The 16,315-nt window shown below is 57.8% G+C and carries 16 protein-coding genes; 13 read left to right on the top strand and 3 right to left on the bottom strand.

The window, feature by feature from the left end:
* The 5 genes from citX (at position 1) to AC2FC2_RS17960 (ending at position 5,084) form a co-directional block, all read left to right on the top strand.
* On the top strand, positions 1-549 hold the full coding sequence (gene citX, locus AC2FC2_RS17980; RefSeq protein ID WP_265554155.1) for a citrate lyase holo-[acyl-carrier protein] synthase: 549 nt from the start codon (positions 1-3) through the stop codon (positions 547-549).
* Complete coding sequence (gene citG / locus AC2FC2_RS17975) at positions 530-1,411, top strand: triphosphoribosyl-dephospho-CoA synthase CitG (RefSeq protein ID WP_490659702.1); 882 nt, start codon at positions 530-532, stop codon at positions 1,409-1,411. The genes citX and citG overlap by 20 nt, the downstream gene beginning before the upstream one ends.
* A gap of 29 nt (positions 1,412-1,440) precedes the next feature.
* Positions 1,441-2,904, top strand: a complete 1,464-nt coding sequence (locus AC2FC2_RS17970) for an anion permease (RefSeq protein WP_209635936.1) — start codon at positions 1,441-1,443, stop codon at positions 2,902-2,904.
* 150 nt (positions 2,905-3,054) lie between these two features.
* Complete coding sequence (gene agp / locus AC2FC2_RS17965) at positions 3,055-4,284, top strand: bifunctional glucose-1-phosphatase/inositol phosphatase (RefSeq protein ID WP_490659657.1); 1,230 nt, start codon at positions 3,055-3,057, stop codon at positions 4,282-4,284.
* A gap of 104 nt (positions 4,285-4,388) precedes the next feature.
* The gene (locus AC2FC2_RS17960) at positions 4,389-5,084 is read left to right on the top strand and encodes a 4'-phosphopantetheinyl transferase family protein (RefSeq protein ID WP_490659656.1); all 696 of its coding nucleotides are present in this window, start codon (positions 4,389-4,391) and stop codon (positions 5,082-5,084) included.
* Positions 5,085-5,133: 49 nt separating this feature from the next.
* On the opposite strand, the gene rarD is transcribed toward AC2FC2_RS17960, so the two are convergent.
* Positions 5,134-6,015 carry an EamA family transporter RarD gene (gene rarD / locus AC2FC2_RS17955; protein WP_209635930.1) on the bottom strand — a complete coding sequence of 294 codons (882 nt, stop codon included), beginning with the start codon at positions 6,013-6,015 and terminating at the stop codon, positions 5,134-5,136.
* Positions 6,016-6,153: 138 nt separating this feature from the next.
* Between rarD and alkB the strand changes: the two genes are divergently transcribed.
* Positions 6,154-6,801, top strand: coding sequence for a DNA oxidative demethylase AlkB (gene alkB, locus AC2FC2_RS17950; RefSeq protein WP_209635927.1), 648 nt, complete (start codon positions 6,154-6,156; stop codon positions 6,799-6,801).
* On the opposite strand, the gene AC2FC2_RS17945 is transcribed toward alkB, so the two are convergent.
* Complete coding sequence (locus AC2FC2_RS17945; RefSeq protein ID WP_490659655.1) at positions 6,784-7,719, bottom strand: LysR family transcriptional regulator; 936 nt, start codon at positions 7,717-7,719, stop codon at positions 6,784-6,786. The two genes, alkB and AC2FC2_RS17945, sit on opposite strands and share 18 nt — an antisense overlap.
* Before the next feature lie 84 nt (positions 7,720-7,803).
* On the opposite strand from AC2FC2_RS17945, the gene AC2FC2_RS17940 reads away from it, so the two are divergent.
* Positions 7,804-8,433 carry an alanyl-tRNA editing protein gene (locus tag AC2FC2_RS17940; protein ID WP_209635923.1) on the top strand — a complete coding sequence of 210 codons (630 nt, stop codon included), beginning with the start codon at positions 7,804-7,806 and terminating at the stop codon, positions 8,431-8,433.
* Between the two features lie 16 nt (positions 8,434-8,449).
* Here the strand turns inward: AC2FC2_RS17940 and AC2FC2_RS17935 are convergent, their stop codons facing one another.
* Complete coding sequence (locus AC2FC2_RS17935) at positions 8,450-8,698, bottom strand: hypothetical protein (RefSeq protein WP_490659654.1); 249 nt, start codon at positions 8,696-8,698, stop codon at positions 8,450-8,452.
* A 241-nt stretch (positions 8,699-8,939) separates the two neighbouring features.
* On the opposite strand from AC2FC2_RS17935, the gene AC2FC2_RS17930 reads away from it, so the two are divergent.
* Genes AC2FC2_RS17930 through AC2FC2_RS17905 form a run of 6 tightly spaced genes read left to right on the top strand, consistent with a single transcriptional unit; the run spans position 8,940 to position 16,150 of the window.
* Entirely contained in the window at positions 8,940-10,499 is a 1,560-nt protein-coding gene (locus tag AC2FC2_RS17930) for a TIGR04028 family ABC transporter substrate-binding protein (protein WP_490659701.1), read from the top strand.
* A 10-nt stretch (positions 10,500-10,509) separates the two neighbouring features.
* Positions 10,510-11,454 (top strand): ABC transporter permease, encoded by a 945-nt coding sequence (locus tag AC2FC2_RS17925; RefSeq protein WP_209635917.1) that lies wholly within the window; start codon positions 10,510-10,512, stop codon positions 11,452-11,454.
* Complete coding sequence (locus AC2FC2_RS17920; protein WP_404759289.1) at positions 11,451-12,341, top strand: ABC transporter permease; 891 nt, start codon at positions 11,451-11,453, stop codon at positions 12,339-12,341. Before AC2FC2_RS17925 ends, AC2FC2_RS17920 begins: the two co-directional genes overlap by 4 nt.
* Positions 12,338-13,996 (top strand): dipeptide ABC transporter ATP-binding protein, encoded by a 1,659-nt coding sequence (locus tag AC2FC2_RS17915; RefSeq protein WP_490659653.1) that lies wholly within the window; start codon positions 12,338-12,340, stop codon positions 13,994-13,996. The genes AC2FC2_RS17920 and AC2FC2_RS17915 overlap by 4 nt, the downstream gene beginning before the upstream one ends.
* The gene (locus AC2FC2_RS17910) at positions 13,986-15,032 is read left to right on the top strand and encodes a putative FMN-dependent luciferase-like monooxygenase (protein ID WP_209635911.1); all 1,047 of its coding nucleotides are present in this window, start codon (positions 13,986-13,988) and stop codon (positions 15,030-15,032) included. Before AC2FC2_RS17915 ends, AC2FC2_RS17910 begins: the two co-directional genes overlap by 11 nt.
* On the top strand, positions 15,029-16,150 hold the full coding sequence (locus tag AC2FC2_RS17905; RefSeq protein WP_490659652.1) for an alkylhydroperoxidase domain protein: 1,122 nt from the start codon (positions 15,029-15,031) through the stop codon (positions 16,148-16,150). Before AC2FC2_RS17910 ends, AC2FC2_RS17905 begins: the two co-directional genes overlap by 4 nt.
* Positions 16,151-16,315: the final 165 nt, after the last annotated feature.

Below are 16,315 nucleotides of genomic sequence, written 5' to 3'. Positions count from 1 at the left end.
ATGTCTCGTGTCCCGCCCGAACTGGCGGCCAACCGCGCAGTGAGCCTGCCGGAACTGCTGACCAGTCGCGAATGCCGCCAGGCCCGGCAACAGGCCTGGCTGTCGCAACATCAATCCACACTGTTGGTGCTCACACTGGTGGTGCCTGGTGCGATAAAAGACAGCGGGCTGACGCGCAATATCTTCAACCTGGGGTGGCTGGCGCTACAGCAAATGTGGCGCCAGCAGGGCTGGCAGTGCCTGCATGCAGAAACGCTGGCGCTGTCTACCGGCTGCGAAGGTTTTATGGCGCTGGACGCCGATGCCCAACGGGTAAAGGACTGCGCCATTCAACTGGAGGTGCAGCAGCCGATAGGCCGCTTGTGGGATATCGACGTGCTGGACACCCAGGGACGCATTTTGTCGCGTCGCAGCCTGGGATTGGCGGAACGCCGCTGCTTGTTGTGCAGCCAACCGGCCAAAATCTGCGCCCGTCAGCGGCGGCACAGCAGTGACGAGTTACTGCAAGAAATGGAAAGGATGCTCAATGATGCGCTCGCAACCCGTTGAACACGCCAGCTGCACGCCTCAACCCGCAGTTAGCGGCTTCGCTCATACCGCCTACCGTGCGCTGTTGGTGGAAGTGAACCTGACACCCAAGCCGGGGCTGGTGGATCGCCATAACAATGGTGCCCACCGGGACATGAATATTGGCCATTTCTACCGCAGCGCCCGCGCTATCGGCATCTGGCTGCCGCGTTTTGTCCGTCAGGGCCGTGATGATGCATGTCGTCCGGTTGCCGAGCAGCTCCTACGGTTGCGCCCACTCGGCTTGGCCTGCGAAAACCACATGTTCCAGGCCACCGGCGGCGTTAACACCCATAAAGGCAGCGTATTTTCGCTCGGCCTGTTGTGTACCGCTTTCGGTCGCCTGTCCCAGCAGCAAAAAATCATCGACGCCGCCACCTTGTGCGCCGAAGTGGCGGCAATCTGCCGCGGTTTGGTGAGTAGTGAACTGCAACAGCACAACGCATTGCAGACCCCGGGCCAAAGGTTATTTGCCCTGCACGGCCTGAGCGGTGCGCGCGGCGAGGCTGAATCCGGCTTCGAACGGGTGATTAACGGCGCGCTGCCGTTGTATCTGCAGCACCTGATTGCCGGGTGCGATGAGCAGACGGCGCTGATGGACAGCCTGCTGTGGCTAATGGCCAACAACGATGACACCAACGTGGCTTCGCGCGGCGGTATCGAAGGCTTGCGCTGGTTGCAACAGCGTGCCGCTGAACTGTTGCAACAGGGGGGCGCGCAGGGTGAACAGGGTATGGCGCGTCTGCGGCAGTTCGATACGGACTGCATCGTACGCAACCTCAGCCCCGGTGGCAGCGCCGACCTGTTGATCGTCACCTGGCTGCTGGCTCAGTTACCGAACTAAAAACAATAACTCGTCTTCAGGAGGATCTTATGTCCGAAACCAAGGAAAAAATCTGGAAAGCGCTAACGCCTCTACTGGTGTTGGCGATCCTGCTATGGATACCCACGCCCGACGGTATGCCGCCGCAGGCATGGCGTTATTTTGCCATCTTCGTGGCGATGATTGTCGGTATGATCCTGGAGCCTATTCCGGCGACGGCGATCAGCTTTATCGCCGTGACCCTGAGCGTGCTGAGCGCCAACTGGGTGCTGTTTGGTGCGCAGGAATTGGCAGAGCCCGGTTTTAAAGCCGGTAAAGAGGCGCTGAAATGGGGGCTGGCAGGGTTCTCCAGTACCACCGTCTGGCTGGTATTCGGTGCGTTTATTTTTGCACTCGGGTATGAAGCTACGGGGCTGGGACGACGCATTGCCCTGTTTTTGGTTAAGTTTATGGGCAAACGAACGCTGACGCTTGGCTATGCGGTGGTGATCATCGATATCCTGTTGGCACCTTTCACCCCATCCAACACTGCGCGTACCGGTGGTACGGTCTTCCCGGTGGTGAAAAACCTGCCGCCGCTGTTTGACTCCTTCCCTAACGATCCCTCTTCGCGCCGCATCGGCGGTTACCTGATGTGGATGATGGTAGTGGGTACCAGCATCAGTTCCTCAATGTTCGTTACCGGTGCCGCACCCAACGTGTTGGGGATTGAGTTCGTCAGTAAGATTGCCGGGGTGCATATCAGTTGGATGCAGTGGTTCCTGGCGTTCCTGCCGGTGGGACTGTTGCTGTTGATCATCGCGCCGTTGATCTCCTATTACCTGTACAAACCGGGCGTAACCCACAGTAGCGAAGTGGCGACCTGGGCGGATACCGCGTTGGGTGAAATGGGCAAGTTGACGCGCAAGGAATACACGCTGATTGGTTTGGTGCTGCTCAGCCTGTGCCTGTGGGTGTTTGGCGGTAAGGTGCTTGACGCAACAACGGTTTGCCTGTTGGCGGTCTCACTGATGTTGGCGCTGCACGTGGTGTCCTGGAAGGAGATCACCAAATACTCCAGCGCCTGGAACACACTGGTTAATCTGGCGACGCTGGTGGTGATGGCCAACGGCTTAACGCGCTCCGGTTTTATCGACTGGTTTGCCCAGACCATGAGCACCCACCTGAACGGCTTTTCGCCCAATATGACGGTAGTGGCGCTGGTGCTGGTGTTCTATTTTGCTCACTACCTGTTTGCCAGCTTATCCGCACACACCGCCACTATGCTGCCGGTGATCCTGGCTGTCGGCAAAGGCTTGCCGGGGGTACCGATGGAGCAGCTCTCGATGTTGCTGGTGTTGTCGATCGGTATCATGGGCGTACTGACACCCTATGCGACCGGCCCAGGGGTGATCATCTATGGCTGTGGCTACGTGAAGTCGAAAGATTACTGGCGTATGGGCGGTATTCTCGGCGTGGTGTATATCGCGGCTCTGCTGTTGATCGGTTGGCCAATCATGCGTTTGTGGCTGTGATGTCCTAAATTCTCAGCGGCCATCGGGGGATGGCCGCTGAGCAGACCTGTGCCTGTGATGCCCATCACACACTTTCAGCGTTAACCTCTCCATCATAGCGAAGCAATAGCTAACACATTAAAAATAATCATAATCCTGGAGCCTCTGCGGATGAAAATAAAAACCTTATTGCTGTGCTTGCCGTTATTAATGACCGGGACTGCCCTGGCGGAAACCAACGACTATCAGCTGGAACAGGTATTGGTGATGAGTCGCCATAACCTGCGAGCCCCGCTGGCCAACAACGGCAGCGTGTTGGCCCAATCCACGCCTAAAGCCTGGCCGGCCTGGGAGACGCCGGGTGGCCTGCTGACCACCAAGGGCGGGGTGTTGGAAGTGTATATGGGGCACTATTTTAATGCGTGGCTGAAGCAGGCCGGGTTACTGCCGCAGGAAGGCTGCCCGACCGCCGGCAGCGTTTACGTCTATGCCAACAGCTTGCAACGCACGGTCGCGACCGCGCAGTTCTTTACCAACGGTGCTTTCCCGGGTTGCGATGTCGGCGTGCATCATCAGGACAAGATGGGGGAGATGGATCCGACCTTCAACCCGATCATCACTGACAACAGCGAGGCATTTAATCAAAAGGCGCTGGGTGCCATGAATGCCGAACTGGCCTCGTTGAAACTGGACGCAGCCTATAAGCAATTGGAAAAAATCATTGATTACAAAGACTCCAGCGCTTGTAAAACCGACAAGCACTGCGATCTGACCAAAGAAGTCAGCAAAATGAGTGCGGTACCGGGTAAAGAGCCGGGCGTGGCCGGGCCGTTGCGGGTGGGTAACTCGCTGGTGGATGCCTTTATGCTGCAATATTACGAAGGCTTCCCGATGAAGGAGGTGGCTTGGGGCAAAATCACCACGCCACAGCAGTGGAAGCAGTTGGCGCAGTTGAAGGACGGCTATCAGGATTCGCTGTTCACCTCGCCGGTGGTGGCACAGAACGTCGCCAAGCCGCTGCTGACCTACATCAATGGCGCATTGATTGGCGAACGCAAGCCGGACTCGCCGAAGGTGACGGTGCTGGTGGGCCACGATTCCAACATTGCGTCCTTGCTGTCGGCGATGGAGTTCCAGCCGTACCAACTGCCGCACCAATACGAGAAAACGCCGATTGGCGGCAAGCTGGTGTTCCAGCGCTGGCACGATAAGAAAAACGATCGCGATTTGCTGAAGATTGAGTACGTGTATCAATCTTCCGATCAGTTGCGTAATGCCACCCCGCTGACGCTGAAAACCCCGCCGCAGCGCGTGACAATGGCGTTAAAAGGTTGCCCCGTTGATAAACAGGGCTACTGCGCCTGGAGCGACTTCGAAAAAACCATGAAAGACATTCTGTAATCCTGCCGTTCCTCTCCTTCGGTTGCGGGGGAGAGGAATAATCATTGTTGCCCTTGGGTTCGGCGTCTAAAATTAGCGGTCGGCGTACTCACCATGGATGACACGTGTTCTCATCTTTTATCCCCAGTATTGAATGGTTGCACCTGAACGATTATCCGGGGCAGGTCGCGCGCTGCCGATTTTTATTGGCAAACTATCAGGACAGCTGTTTCGCTGATATAGGCATGACGATCCCCGATCATTTAACGAAAGCGGTGCCAAAAAGGCGGGCTGAGTATTTGGCCGGGCGTTATTTGGCGCGGGCATTGTTGGCGCCGCAGGGATTTGCTGATTTCACCTTGTTGCGCGGTGAAGACCGTGCGCCGCAGTGGCCACCGGGTATTGCTGGCGCTATCAGCCATAATGCGGATACTGCGCTTTGCGCCGTGCATCTGGAGCCTGGGCTGGGGGGGGTAGGTGTAGATGTCGAAACGCATATGCCCACTGCGCGGGCTGAAGAACTCTGGGGCGCTATCGTGAGTGAAGCAGAGTACGACGTGATACGCACTCTGCCATTGCCCTTTAACCATGCGTTGACGCTGGTATTCTCTGCCAAAGAAAGCCTGTTTAAAGCCTTGTATCCGCAGGTGCGCAGCTATTTTGATTTTCTCGATGCGCGGCTGGTGGCACTCGATACACAACGCCAGGCCTTTGAGTTAGAACTGCTCAAACCGCTCACACCGTCCTGCCATATCGGCCGCCGTTTCAGCGGGCGTTATTGGCAAGACGGTGACGACGTCACAACCTTTATGTTTGTATAAATTGTAATTTAATCAATTAATTATGTGCGTTGCACTGTCACGTCAGGCGCTAGATCCGCCTTCTGCGCAACAGATGGCGGGCACCTTCCGACACCAATAACAGCACCGCCAGCCAGATGGGGATATAGGTCAGCCATTCATCCCGGCCGATGCTCTCGCCCAGCAACAGTGCCACTACCACCAGCAATACCGGTTCCACATAGCTCAGCAGACCGAACAGGCTGAACGGCAGCAGGCGGCTGGCGAGGATATAGCATATCAGCGCAGCGGCGCTGATGACCCCCAGCAACGGAATTTGCCAATAGAGTGTTGGGCTGATACTCAGCGCCGCCAACGGCCCGTCTCCGCCGAAGGCGAACCCGGCCGCGACAGGTAGCATCAACGCCAGCTCACACCACAACCCACCAAGATTATCGGTGCCGAAACGGCGGCGCAGAATAAAGTAAACCGGATAGCCCAGCGCCACCACCAGTGTGGTCCAGGAGACGCCGCCGACCTGGTAGAGTTCATTACCGACGCCGATAATGGCGCAGGCTACCGCCAGTTTTTGCAGCAGCGAAAGCCGGTCACGGAATATCAAGCGGCCTGCAAGCACCATTGTCAGTGGCAGCAGGAAATACCCCAGCGAGACTTCCAGCGCTTTGCCATGCAGCGGTGCCCATAAAAACAGCCAGAGTTGAACCCCCAACAACGCCGAGCTCAGCGGCAAAAACAGCAGGCGGCGCGGCCGTTGTTTTATCCAGCGTAGCGTCTCGTTCACCCTGCGCCAGTCGGCGGAAAACACCATAAACAGCGTTAAAAAGGGGACCGTCAACAGCGTCCGCCAGCCAAAGACTTGCTCGCCGTTGAGCGGTGTGAGGGTCGACGTGTAGTAATACATCACGCCGAACAATATCGAGGCGATGACGGAAAGCACTATCCCTTTGATCACAAGCATCCTGAAAAGTTATTGATTTGATTGCCGGTACTCTAGAGAAGTTTAGCGCCGACAACAATGCTGCGTATCACACTGGACAATTGCCGGTGACGGGGTAGAATTGATACTGTGTATTAATACAGGCGTTTTACAATGACGCTCGATCTTTTTGAAGACGCTGTACCGCCGCCGTGGCGCGAACAGATCGCCCCGGGTGCGGTAGTGATGCACGGTTTTGTGCGCGATCATGGCCCGGCGTTGCTGGCTGCGGTTAATGGGGTGATCGCCCAAGTACCCTGGCGGCATATGACCACGCCGGGCGGCCACGTGATGTCGGTGGCAATGAGCTGGTGCGGTAACGGCTGGAGTAGCGACAGCCGCGGCTACCGCTATTCTGAACGTGACTCGCGCAGCGGTAAACGTTGGCCACCGATCCCGGATATCCTGATGGCGCTGGCAGATGAAGCGGCGCAACAGGCGGGCTTTGCCCCCTTTGTCCCGGATTCTTGCTTAATGAACCGCTACGATCCAGGCAGCAAACTCTCATTGCATCAGGACAAAGACGAGCATGATTTTGGCTCGCCGATCGTCTCCGTTTCACTGGGGCTACCGGCGGTGTTTCAGTTCGGCGGCATGCAGCGCAGCGATCGGGCTCAGCGCATCCCCTTGGCGCACGGCGACGTGGTGGTGTGGGGCGGTCCGTCACGCCTGTGTTTTCACGGCATAATGCCGATCAAAGAGGGCTACCATTCATTGGTGGGGCCACACCGTATCAATATCACTCTACGCAAGGCGCTTTAACTGTGGCTCTTTAGCCAGACACGCGACCAGATAATCGATAAACACCCGCAGCTTGGGTGGCAGGTGTTGATTGGGCGCATACAACAGCCACAGGCCACCGTGGTAACTGCTGAGGAAGTCCCATTCCGGCAGTACTTGCACCACCTCACCGCTGTCCAACGCCTGTCGGGCCGTAAAGTACGGCAGGCTGCCAATGCCAATATGCTGTTTTACCGCATCCAACCTTACGCCAGTATGGTTAGCGGCATAGCGACCGCGCACATTGACCGCTACCGTTTTACCGGCTCGTCGGAACTTCCAGCGGGCATCGTTGGGGGTTTCCCCCAGGTAAATGCAACTGTGGTACGCCAGATCTTGCGGGTGTTGTGGCGTGCCATGCTGCGCCAGATAGGCGGGCGTGGCACACAGCAGGTGTTCGATAGTCATCAACTGCCGGCCGATCAAGCCGGGTGACGGCCGCTCGGTAATGCGCAGAGCCAGATCGACCCGATCGTCAATTAAGTCCATATAACGGTCTTCCAGCCGCAGGCGGACGTCCACCTTGGGATAACGGCGTAAAAATGCCGGTATATGCGGGTGCAACACAAAGCGGCCCACGGCCTTGGGCACGCTGACGCTGATCAGCCCCTCTGGCTCTACCGTTCCGCGTCCGCTGAATTCCATCACCGATTGGGCGGCGTCCAGCATGCTGCGACAGCGTTGAAACACCTCTTCACCTTGCTCACTCAGGCGTAGCTTGCGCGTGGTGCGGTGCAGCAGTTGTAATGCCAACGCCTGTTCCAATTTGGCCAGGCTACGGCTGGCGGCAGAAGGGGAAGTGCCTAATCGGCGAGCGGCGGCGGAAAAACTGCCGCTCTCTACGACCTGAACAAATACGGCCATTTCGGCCAGCAGCGAATGAGAGAGATTTGTGCTCACAGCGCAAAGGTCCATTGTAATGTTGACGGATTATCCTTTGATTATGGCACGAATATAATAGGCTCTCTATTCAGGAGAAAAACCATGACCGAACGGCTTTATTATTACAGCGACGACTTACAAGGCGAAGCGCAGGTGCTGGCCTGCACCCCGATTGAAGAGGGTGGATACGCGATAGAGCTGGACGCCACGCTATTCCACCCGCAAGGCGGTGGGCAACCGGCCGACGGCGGTCAACTTGGTACTGTCCCGGTATTACGCGTGGCACAGCAGGGCGACAAAGTGCTGCATTTTACCGCTGAACCCTTGCCCACAGGGCCGGTGAAGGTACAGATTGAGGGTGAACTGCGCCGATTGCATACCCGTTGGCACTCTGCCGGGCACCTCATCGGTTGGTTGGGTGAAACGCGTGGTTGGCAACCGGTGAAGGCACACCACTGGCCAGGCGAAGGGCGGATCACCTTTGCACCGGGCGCGGAGCCGCAAACGTTGGATCAGGATTTCCTGCAAGCGGAACTGGCGCGGCTGATTGCGGCAGATTTACCGCGTAAGCAAGTGGCGGTTGATGGCCTGCGTCAGGTGGGGTTTGGCGCGTTGCCAACCTATGGCTGCGGTGGTACCCATGTGTCTTCGCTGGCCGCGCTCGGCACCGTCAACATCACTGCGCTAAAAGTGAAAAAAGGGCAACTGATTGTGCAGTACGAATTGGCTTAAAACCCTTTCCGGGCGGCTATTTTGCCGGCCCGGCCTGCCGTAGCATGGTGCAGAAGGCACACTGGCATCCCGCCTGCGGCAGCGCTGCGCAGGTGCCGATGTTGACTGCTTGCGCGTCCATTGCGTGAAAACCATAAAATATATTCTCAATATTATTTTCCGCTGTGTGCGCCTGTTCTGGCTGCGGTTCAGGCACTTTGGACTGAAACGCGTCTGCCCGTCCGGCCAACAGACCAAGGAACAGCAGCGAAAGCTGAATCTTCATTTTGCATCTCCCGGTTTGGTTTCTGATACGTTATAACAAAACACCCTTTCTGCCAACCGTCGTCGCCTTGTGCATTTTCCACCATTGGTTAGCGAAATTAGTTCGTTCAACTCACCGCCGATTTGGTTTGTTATCTAACCCATAACATTCCGAAATAAAGAAGGCGTGACATACGATGTTTAATATCTTTTTCAATAGATTAACCAGCGGAATAGCCGTGGCACTGGGCTTGCTGACAGCCATGACACCAGCACTGGCGTCGGTGCAGGGCGGCACGCTTGTCTACCTGGAACAGCAGGCGCACACCAACCTTTATCCGCCTTCCGGCGGCTTCTACCCCAACGGCGGCATCCTCAACCAAATCACCGACAAACTGACCTACCAGAATCCCAAAACGCTGGAGATTGAGCCGTGGCTCGCCGAGTCCTGGAGCAGTAACGCCGACAAAACTGAATACACGTTCAAGCTGCGACCGGGCGTGACGTTCTCTGACGGTACGCCGTTGGACGCCAACGCAGTGGCGAAGAATTTCGATACCTATGGCTTGGGCAACAAAGAGAGGCGTTTGCCGGTATCCGAGGTGATCAATAACTACGATCGCAGCGAAGTGATCGACTCGCTAACCGTCAAATTTTACTTCAAACGCTCATCGCCGGGTTTTTTGCAGGGTACCGCCACCATTGGTTCCGGCCTGGTTTCTCTCAGCACCTTAAACCGTAACTATGACGAGCTGGGCGATGCGCGCCATATTATCGGTTCCGGCCCGTTTGTGGTCAGCGGCGAGACGCTGGGACGCGAAGTTGATCTGAGCGTGCGCAAGGATTACCGGTGGGGCCCAACCAAACTGGCCCAGCAAGGGCGCGCTAATCTGGATAGCATTAAAGTGATCGTAACCGGTGAAGACAGCGTGCGTATTGGTGCGCTGCAGGCCGGGCAGGCGGACTTTATCCGCCAGATCCAGGCCTACGACGAGAAGCAGACGCAAGATCAGGGCTTCATTATCTACGCGGCCCCAACGCGTGGCGTCAATGACAGCGTCGCCTTCCGCCCGGACAACCCATTAGTGAGCGATCTGCGCGTGCGTCAGGCGTTGCTGCACGCCACGGACAGCAAACAGATCGTCGATACGCTGTTCTCGGTTAACTACCCGCAGGCCAAATCGGTGATTGCCTCTTCCGCCGCCGGTTTCGTCGACCTGTCCGCCAAGCTGAAATTCGACCCGGAGCTGGCCAACCGTTTGTTGGATGAGGCGGGCTGGAAAAAGGGCAGCGACGGCCTGCGTGAGAAGGGCGGCAAAAAACTGCTGCTGAACATCTATGAATCGCTGCCGCAGCCGCAGAACAAAGCGGTGCTACAACTGGTTTCGCAGCAGTGGGGCAACGTGGGGGCGCGGCTGAACATTCTGGCAGGCGACGCTGGCAGCAAGGTAGCCGATAACCTGGATCCACAAAAAACGCCCGCGGCGGTAGTGGAAGTGGGACGGGCCGATCCCGACGTGATTAAAAGTCAGTTCTACCCGACCAACCGTGATGCGTTGTTGCAGCAAGGTGGGACGGGCAAAAACAGTACGTTCAACGATGACAAGCTAAACGCATTGCTGCTGGGTATCGCTTCTGAGGTGGATGCACAAAAACGCCTGCAAATTGCCGGCGAAGCGCAAAACTACCTGCTCGATCAGGCCTATGTGATCCCGTTCTTCGAAGAACCGCAGGTGTTTGCCGGCGCGCCTTATTTGAAAGGGATCAGTTTTGAAGCGGTCGGCCGTCCGAGTTTTTACGGCGCCTGGTTAGAGAAACACTAAGGGGGCCACGATGAGCCGATATTTGGCACGGCGTATTGGGCAGGCGCTGCTGGTACTCTGGGCGACTTTTAGCCTGTCGTTTATCTTGCTGCAGGTGCTGCCTGGCGACGCCATTTTGATTAAATTCCAGAACCCGGACATGGGCTTAAGCCCTGCGCAGATCGCCGATATGCGTGCCGCCTATGGTGCCGACGTGTCGCTGTGGCAACAGTATTTACACGCACTGGGCAACGTGCTGCGTGGTGACCTGGGCTATTCCATCCAGGCCGGCGTGCCGGTCACCGAACTATTGGCCACTCACCTGCCTGCTACGCTGCAGCTGGCGATACTGGGGTTTACATTGGCGCTGATTCTGGCATCGGCCATTGCCTTTCTTTCCAATTTGACCGGTTTTGGCTGGCTGAGAGCGATACTGCAGTCGTTGCCGTCGCTCTTTGTGTCGGTACCCACCTTCTGGTTGGGTATCGCGCTGATTCAGGTTTTTTCGTTCCAACTCAAACTGATCCCGGTAATTAATCCCGGTGAGTGGCAAGGGCTGATTCTGCCGATTGTCACGCTGGCCGTGCCGATCTCCGCGCCGTTGGCACAGATCCTGATCCGCAGTATTGATCAGGTGCAGACCCAGCCGTTTGTCGCCGTAGCCCGTGCCAAAGGTGCCAGCCGCAGCAGGGTGCTATGGCGTCATGTCGCCCGCAACGCCATGCTGCCTACGCTGACGATTGCGGGCATTCTGCTTGGCGAGCTGATTGCGGGGGCATTGATCACCGAAACCGTATTTGGTCGCAGCGGGTTGGGTCAGCTCACCTTGCAAGCGGTACTTAATCAGGATGTCGCGGTGCTACAGGCCGTTGTGGTGATTTCGGCCGCCGCTTTCGTCACCCTTAATCTGCTGGTGGATCTGCTGTTCCCGCTGTTGGATCCCCGCCTGAAAACCCACACAGGAGCCGCCGTATGAGCAGTCTCTCTTTTGAGAAAGCTATCGTGCCGGAGCGTGATCTGGGCAGCATGGAAAGCGAAGGTTCGTTACCGGCCAGCCGGCCAAGCCGTCGCCGTGTGTCGTTGACGTTGCTGCTGGCCTGGGCCGTGATCGTCATTGCGGTATTGTGGGCGCTGGCTCCACAGTTATTTACCGCGTACAGCGGTACCGAAGGCATTGCCGGTGCTCAACGGTTGGCGCCGGGAGGCGCGCACTGGCTGGGTACCGATCAACTGGGGCGCGATCTGTACGCACGCATTGTCTACGGCGCTTCGCAGACGCTGTCCGCCGCGCTGGTGGCGGTCGCTCTGGGCTTGTTGCTGGGTACATCGCTTGGGTTGATTGCCGGTGCGCTAGGGGGGATCGCCGATGAGGCCGTGATGCGCTTCATCGATGTGTTGCTGTCGATCCCCGGTCTGCTGCTGTCGCTGAGCATTATTATTTTGTTGGGGTTTGGCACGGTTAACGCGGCAATTGCCGTCGGGATCACGTCTGTCGCCAACTTTGCTCGGCTGGCACGCGCAGAAGTGGTGCGGGTACGTCACAGCGATTACGTTGAGGCGGCCTATGGCAGTGGCGGCAGCTTTTGGGCCGTGCTGTGGCGGCATATCTTGCCGAACTCACTGACCTCGGTTATCGCTTTCTCGGCGCTGCAATTTGGCAGCGCCATTCTGGCGATCGCCACGCTGAGCTTCCTGGGCTACGGCACCCCGCCGCCAACGCCGGAATGGGGGCTTTTGATCGCCGAAGGGCGCAACTACATTTCGACCGCCTGGTGGCTGACGGCCTTCCCGGGGCTGGCGGTGGTAGCGGTGGTGTTGGCAGCCAACCGCATCAATCGCGCATTAGGGAGACCCCAAGCATGAGCCTTCAGACTGCATTACAGCGATCGTCGGTTGTGCCGGTGTTGGAATTGGATCAGGTATCGATAGCCTACGGCAGCCAGCCTGTGGTTCATCAGGTATCGTTCTCCATTCAACCGGGAGAAGTGGTGGCGCTGGTGGGCGAGTCAGGGTCGGGAAAAACGACCACCGCGCAGGCGATCATGGGTTTGCTGACAGAAAATGGTCGTCTGGAGCAGGGGGCCATCCGTCTCAACGGTACCGATATCAGCAACTGGTCGCCACGGCGTTTGGACGCTGTGCGCGGCGCGCAAATCAGTTTGATCCCGCAGGATCCGTCCAGCTCACTCAACCCGGTGAAAACCGTTGGCGAACAGGTGGCGGAGATCCTCAACATTCATTGTCGGTTGCCACGCAAACACGTCCAGCAGCGGGTGGTGGCATTGTTGACCCGAGTAGGGTTGACGCACCCTGAATTACGCGCTCGTCAGTACCCGCACGAACTTTCCGGTGGCATGAAACAACGCGTTCTCATTGCGATTGCCATTGCTTTGCAGCCGGCGTTGATTATTGCCGATGAGCCAACCAGTGCACTGGATGTGACGGTGCAAAAACGCATTCTCGATCTGATTGATGAGTTACGTCAGGAATGTGGTACGGCGGTGTTGTTGGTGACCCACGATCTGGCTGTGGCGGCGGAGCGTGCCGATCGGCTGCTGGTGTTTCGTCATGGCCGGGTACAGGAGCAAGGGGCGACCGCCGAGGTGCTGCGTGCACCTGCTTGTGATTATACCCGCCAGCTGTTTACCGACGTACCGTCGTTGGCCCGCGCCGCGCCGCCACCTGGCCATGTCTCGCAAGAACTGGCGATCCAGGTCAATGGGCTAGTGAAACATTTCCGCCTGGATGGCACTGGTCGCAAAACGCACCCTGCGTTGGATCAGGTGTCCTTCAGCGTACCGCGCGGCACCACGCATGCCTTAGTGGGGGAATCCGGGTCAGGCAAGACCACGCTGGCACGTTGTTTACTCGGTTTTCAAAGGCCGGATTCCGGGCAAATTATGATCGATGGCGTCGATTTCACCCAGTTGAAAGGCGAAGCGTTGCGGCAGTTCCGCCGCCGTATTCAACTGGTGTATCAGAATCCATTCGGCTCGCTCGATCCATCGCAAACCCTGTATCAGGTGATTGAAGAACCGCTGCTGAACTTTGAACCACTGAGCAAAGCAGAGCGTTATCGCCGGGTGCGGGATTTGTTTGAACGGGTTGCGCTACCGAATGAATTGCTGAGTCGTAAACCCCGTGAACTCTCCGGCGGTCAACGACAGCGGGTGGCTATCGCCCGGGCGCTGGTGTTGCAACCCCGCGTGCTGGTGCTGGATGAGGCGACGTCGGCATTGGATGTCCGGGTACAGGCGCAAATCTTGCGGCTGTTGCAGGATCTGCAGCAGGAGTTGGGGCTGACCTATTTGTTTATCTCACACGATCTGGCCACGGTGCGGCAGATCTCACACAGCGTTTCGGTCCTGCACCGCGGTGTTCAGGTGGACAACGGTGCGACCGGCGATCTGTTCGCCATGCCGGGCAGTGATTACACCCGGCAGTTGATTGAGGCCATTCCCGGTCGGCAGTTTTATGCCGAACCGCCTAAGGTTGAGGATGCAGTCTATGAGCAGTAAAAGACTCGGTTTTTTTACACGGTTACTGGATCAAGGCAGTGCGCAGCAGCGCTATCGGCTCGCGACCGAACAAATCGTGCATGCCGAACGGGCCGGGTTTGATAGCGCCTGGGTGGCACAACACCATTTTCATGAGGATGAGGGGGGCTTGCCTTCCCCGTTGGTATTTCTGGCGCAGGTAGCGGCGCGTACCCGCGATATTCGGCTGGGAACGGGGGTGATCACGCTGCCGATGGAGTCCGCCATTCGAGTGGCAGAGGACACCGCGGTGCTGGATCTCCTGTCCGACGGCAGGCTGGAAGTTGGCATTGCGGCCGGCGGTACGCCTTCTTCGTTCAGTGCCTTTGGTTTCGATGCCACGCAGCGCCACGCGGTATTTGCGGATAATTTCAACACGCTATTGCGCGCCTGGCGAGGAGAGGACTTGGGGGGCGGGGACAACCGCCTGTATCCGGCTGCACCGCAGTTGGCGGAACGGGTCTGGCAGGCCACGTTTTCGGTGGAGGGGGGCGAACGCGCCGGACGGGCCGGTGACGGTCTGATGCTATCGCGCACGCAACCGCGCCCGGCGGATACCCCCGACTTGCCGTTAGACGAATTGCAGAACCCGATTATTGACGCCTATCTGGCAGCGTTACCGGCGGGCATCGCGCCGCGCATCATGGGATCGCGCACCGCATTGGTCACTGACAATGGCCAGCTGGCGCGCGATCTGGCCGCGCAGGGGCTGGGCCGTGGGCTTGAACGCCTGCGTGCCAGCGGCCATCGACCGTCCGATGAGTCGCTTGATGGGCTGATCCGTGCCTTTGACGTGCATCTTGGCAGTCCGGATCAGGTCATTGCTTCGTTGCAGAAAGACAGCGCGCTGGCGCGGGTGACGGACCTGGCGTTTCAGGTACATTCCATCGATCCGCCGCACGCCCATATTTTGCGCTCGATTGAACTGATCGCTCGCCATGTCGCCCCTGAACTGGGTTGGCAACGCCGCACACCCGCGACGGTCTCCTATGAACATCACGCTGAGGAAAAGGTATGACTGCAACATGGAACAACGACGATCTGCTGGCCGTGTTGGCAGAGATTACGCCCGGTTCTGCGCTGGCACAGGCAAGAGCAACACGGCAGGCGGCAACAGACGCGATTCAGGCCAGTTACCTGGCGCTGTTTTTCCCCGCAGACGCGGGGGGCTTTTCCGTAGCGCAGCGGTTGCACATCGCGCAGCGTATCAGCGAATGGCATGCAGACAAGCGACTCTCCGCGCATTATGCGGCGTTGCTGCAACAACGGGATGGTGCAAAGGAGGGGCCGTATTTGCAGGCCGCCCTGGATCATGCCGAGCGGCTGGCGTTTAAACCCGCCAGCGCCGACGCGCAGCATCTGCAGGGGCTACAACAGGCGGGTTGGACGCTGGACGCTATCGTCACCCTGTCGCAACTGATCGCGTTCGTCAGCTTCCAAAGCCGGCTGCTGACGGGGTATAGGTTGCTTGGCGGTAAGCCGGTAGAAGAGGACAGTGTGGGTGCGCCAGTCAGAGCAGGCCGTTGGCGCACCGAATCGGCCACGCTGAGTGGTCGCCATGCGCCGCCGGCGTTTACTCGGCAGGAACTGGGGTGGGAGCCTTGGATCGCCGCTAAACCACTGGCAGAATTTGACGCATCAGGCCAGGCGCTGTTGACGCGCTTTGGGCATAGCGATTCAGAATATTTCCGTCTGTTGGCCCGCAATCATCCGGTGTTGGAACAGCGGACGCTGGCGGACCGCGCGATTTTCTACACCTCGGGCGGGCTGGATCGTAAAGATCGTGAACTCGCGGCGACGGTTGCGAGCAAGGTCAATGGCTGTATCTATTGCGCGTCGGTACATGCTCGCAAGGCAGCGCAATTGTCTAAGCAGACGGATGAGGTGCAGCGTTTGCTGGACGTCGCTCCGGGAGAGGTATTGAGTGAAGGGCAAGGGGCGTCGTGGCGCGTGCAAATAGACTTTGCCGCGGCGTTGTCCGCCACGCCGCCACAGGCTAATGCCGTTCATCTGGCGCAACTGCGCGGGCTGGGGTTGGATGAGGTGTCTTTGCTGGATCTGGTGCAGTCAACGGCCTTCTTTGCCTGGGCGAATCGGCTGATGCTGACCCTTGGAGAACCCTTCGACGATCGGTAAAGCAAGTGCAAAACTCACGTTGAAATAACCGGGGATACGTTATTCGCCCCGGTATAATTAAAATAATAATTACCGTTCCCTACAGATTATTAACCTGATTAACAAATGCACACATCTCTTGTCATTATCATGACGAATAATTCAAATTGAAAAAATTGCTCCATC

The sequence above is a fragment of the Serratia sp. CoH_122_TC_1 genome, assembly GCF_058191755.1.
The sequence above is the reverse complement of the archived record's forward strand: the minus strand, read 5'-3'. Positions and strand labels throughout refer to the sequence as shown.

Coding starts and splice junctions, on each gene's coding strand:
- alkB (WP_209635927.1), top strand. CDS start 6,154: ATGACGCTCGATCTTTTTGAAGACGCTGTACCGCCGCCGTGGCGCGAA.
- AC2FC2_RS17910 (WP_209635911.1), top strand. CDS start 13,986: ATGAGCAGTAAAAGACTCGGTTTTTTTACACGGTTACTGGATCAAGGC.
- citG (WP_490659702.1), top strand. CDS start 530: ATGCGCTCGCAACCCGTTGAACACGCCAGCTGCACGCCTCAACCCGCA.
- AC2FC2_RS17935 (WP_490659654.1), bottom strand. CDS start 8,698: ATGAAGATTCAGCTTTCGCTGCTGTTCCTTGGTCTGTTGGCCGGACGG.
- citX (WP_265554155.1), top strand. CDS start 1: ATGTCTCGTGTCCCGCCCGAACTGGCGGCCAACCGCGCAGTGAGCCTG.
- AC2FC2_RS17930 (WP_490659701.1), top strand. CDS start 8,940: ATGACACCAGCACTGGCGTCGGTGCAGGGCGGCACGCTTGTCTACCTG.
- AC2FC2_RS17915 (WP_490659653.1), top strand. CDS start 12,338: ATGAGCCTTCAGACTGCATTACAGCGATCGTCGGTTGTGCCGGTGTTG.
- AC2FC2_RS17905 (WP_490659652.1), top strand. CDS start 15,029: ATGACTGCAACATGGAACAACGACGATCTGCTGGCCGTGTTGGCAGAG.
- AC2FC2_RS17920 (WP_404759289.1), top strand. CDS start 11,451: ATGAGCAGTCTCTCTTTTGAGAAAGCTATCGTGCCGGAGCGTGATCTG.
- agp (WP_490659657.1), top strand. CDS start 3,055: ATGAAAATAAAAACCTTATTGCTGTGCTTGCCGTTATTAATGACCGGG.
- AC2FC2_RS17970 (WP_209635936.1), top strand. CDS start 1,441: ATGTCCGAAACCAAGGAAAAAATCTGGAAAGCGCTAACGCCTCTACTG.
- AC2FC2_RS17925 (WP_209635917.1), top strand. CDS start 10,510: ATGAGCCGATATTTGGCACGGCGTATTGGGCAGGCGCTGCTGGTACTC.
- AC2FC2_RS17940 (WP_209635923.1), top strand. CDS start 7,804: ATGACCGAACGGCTTTATTATTACAGCGACGACTTACAAGGCGAAGCG.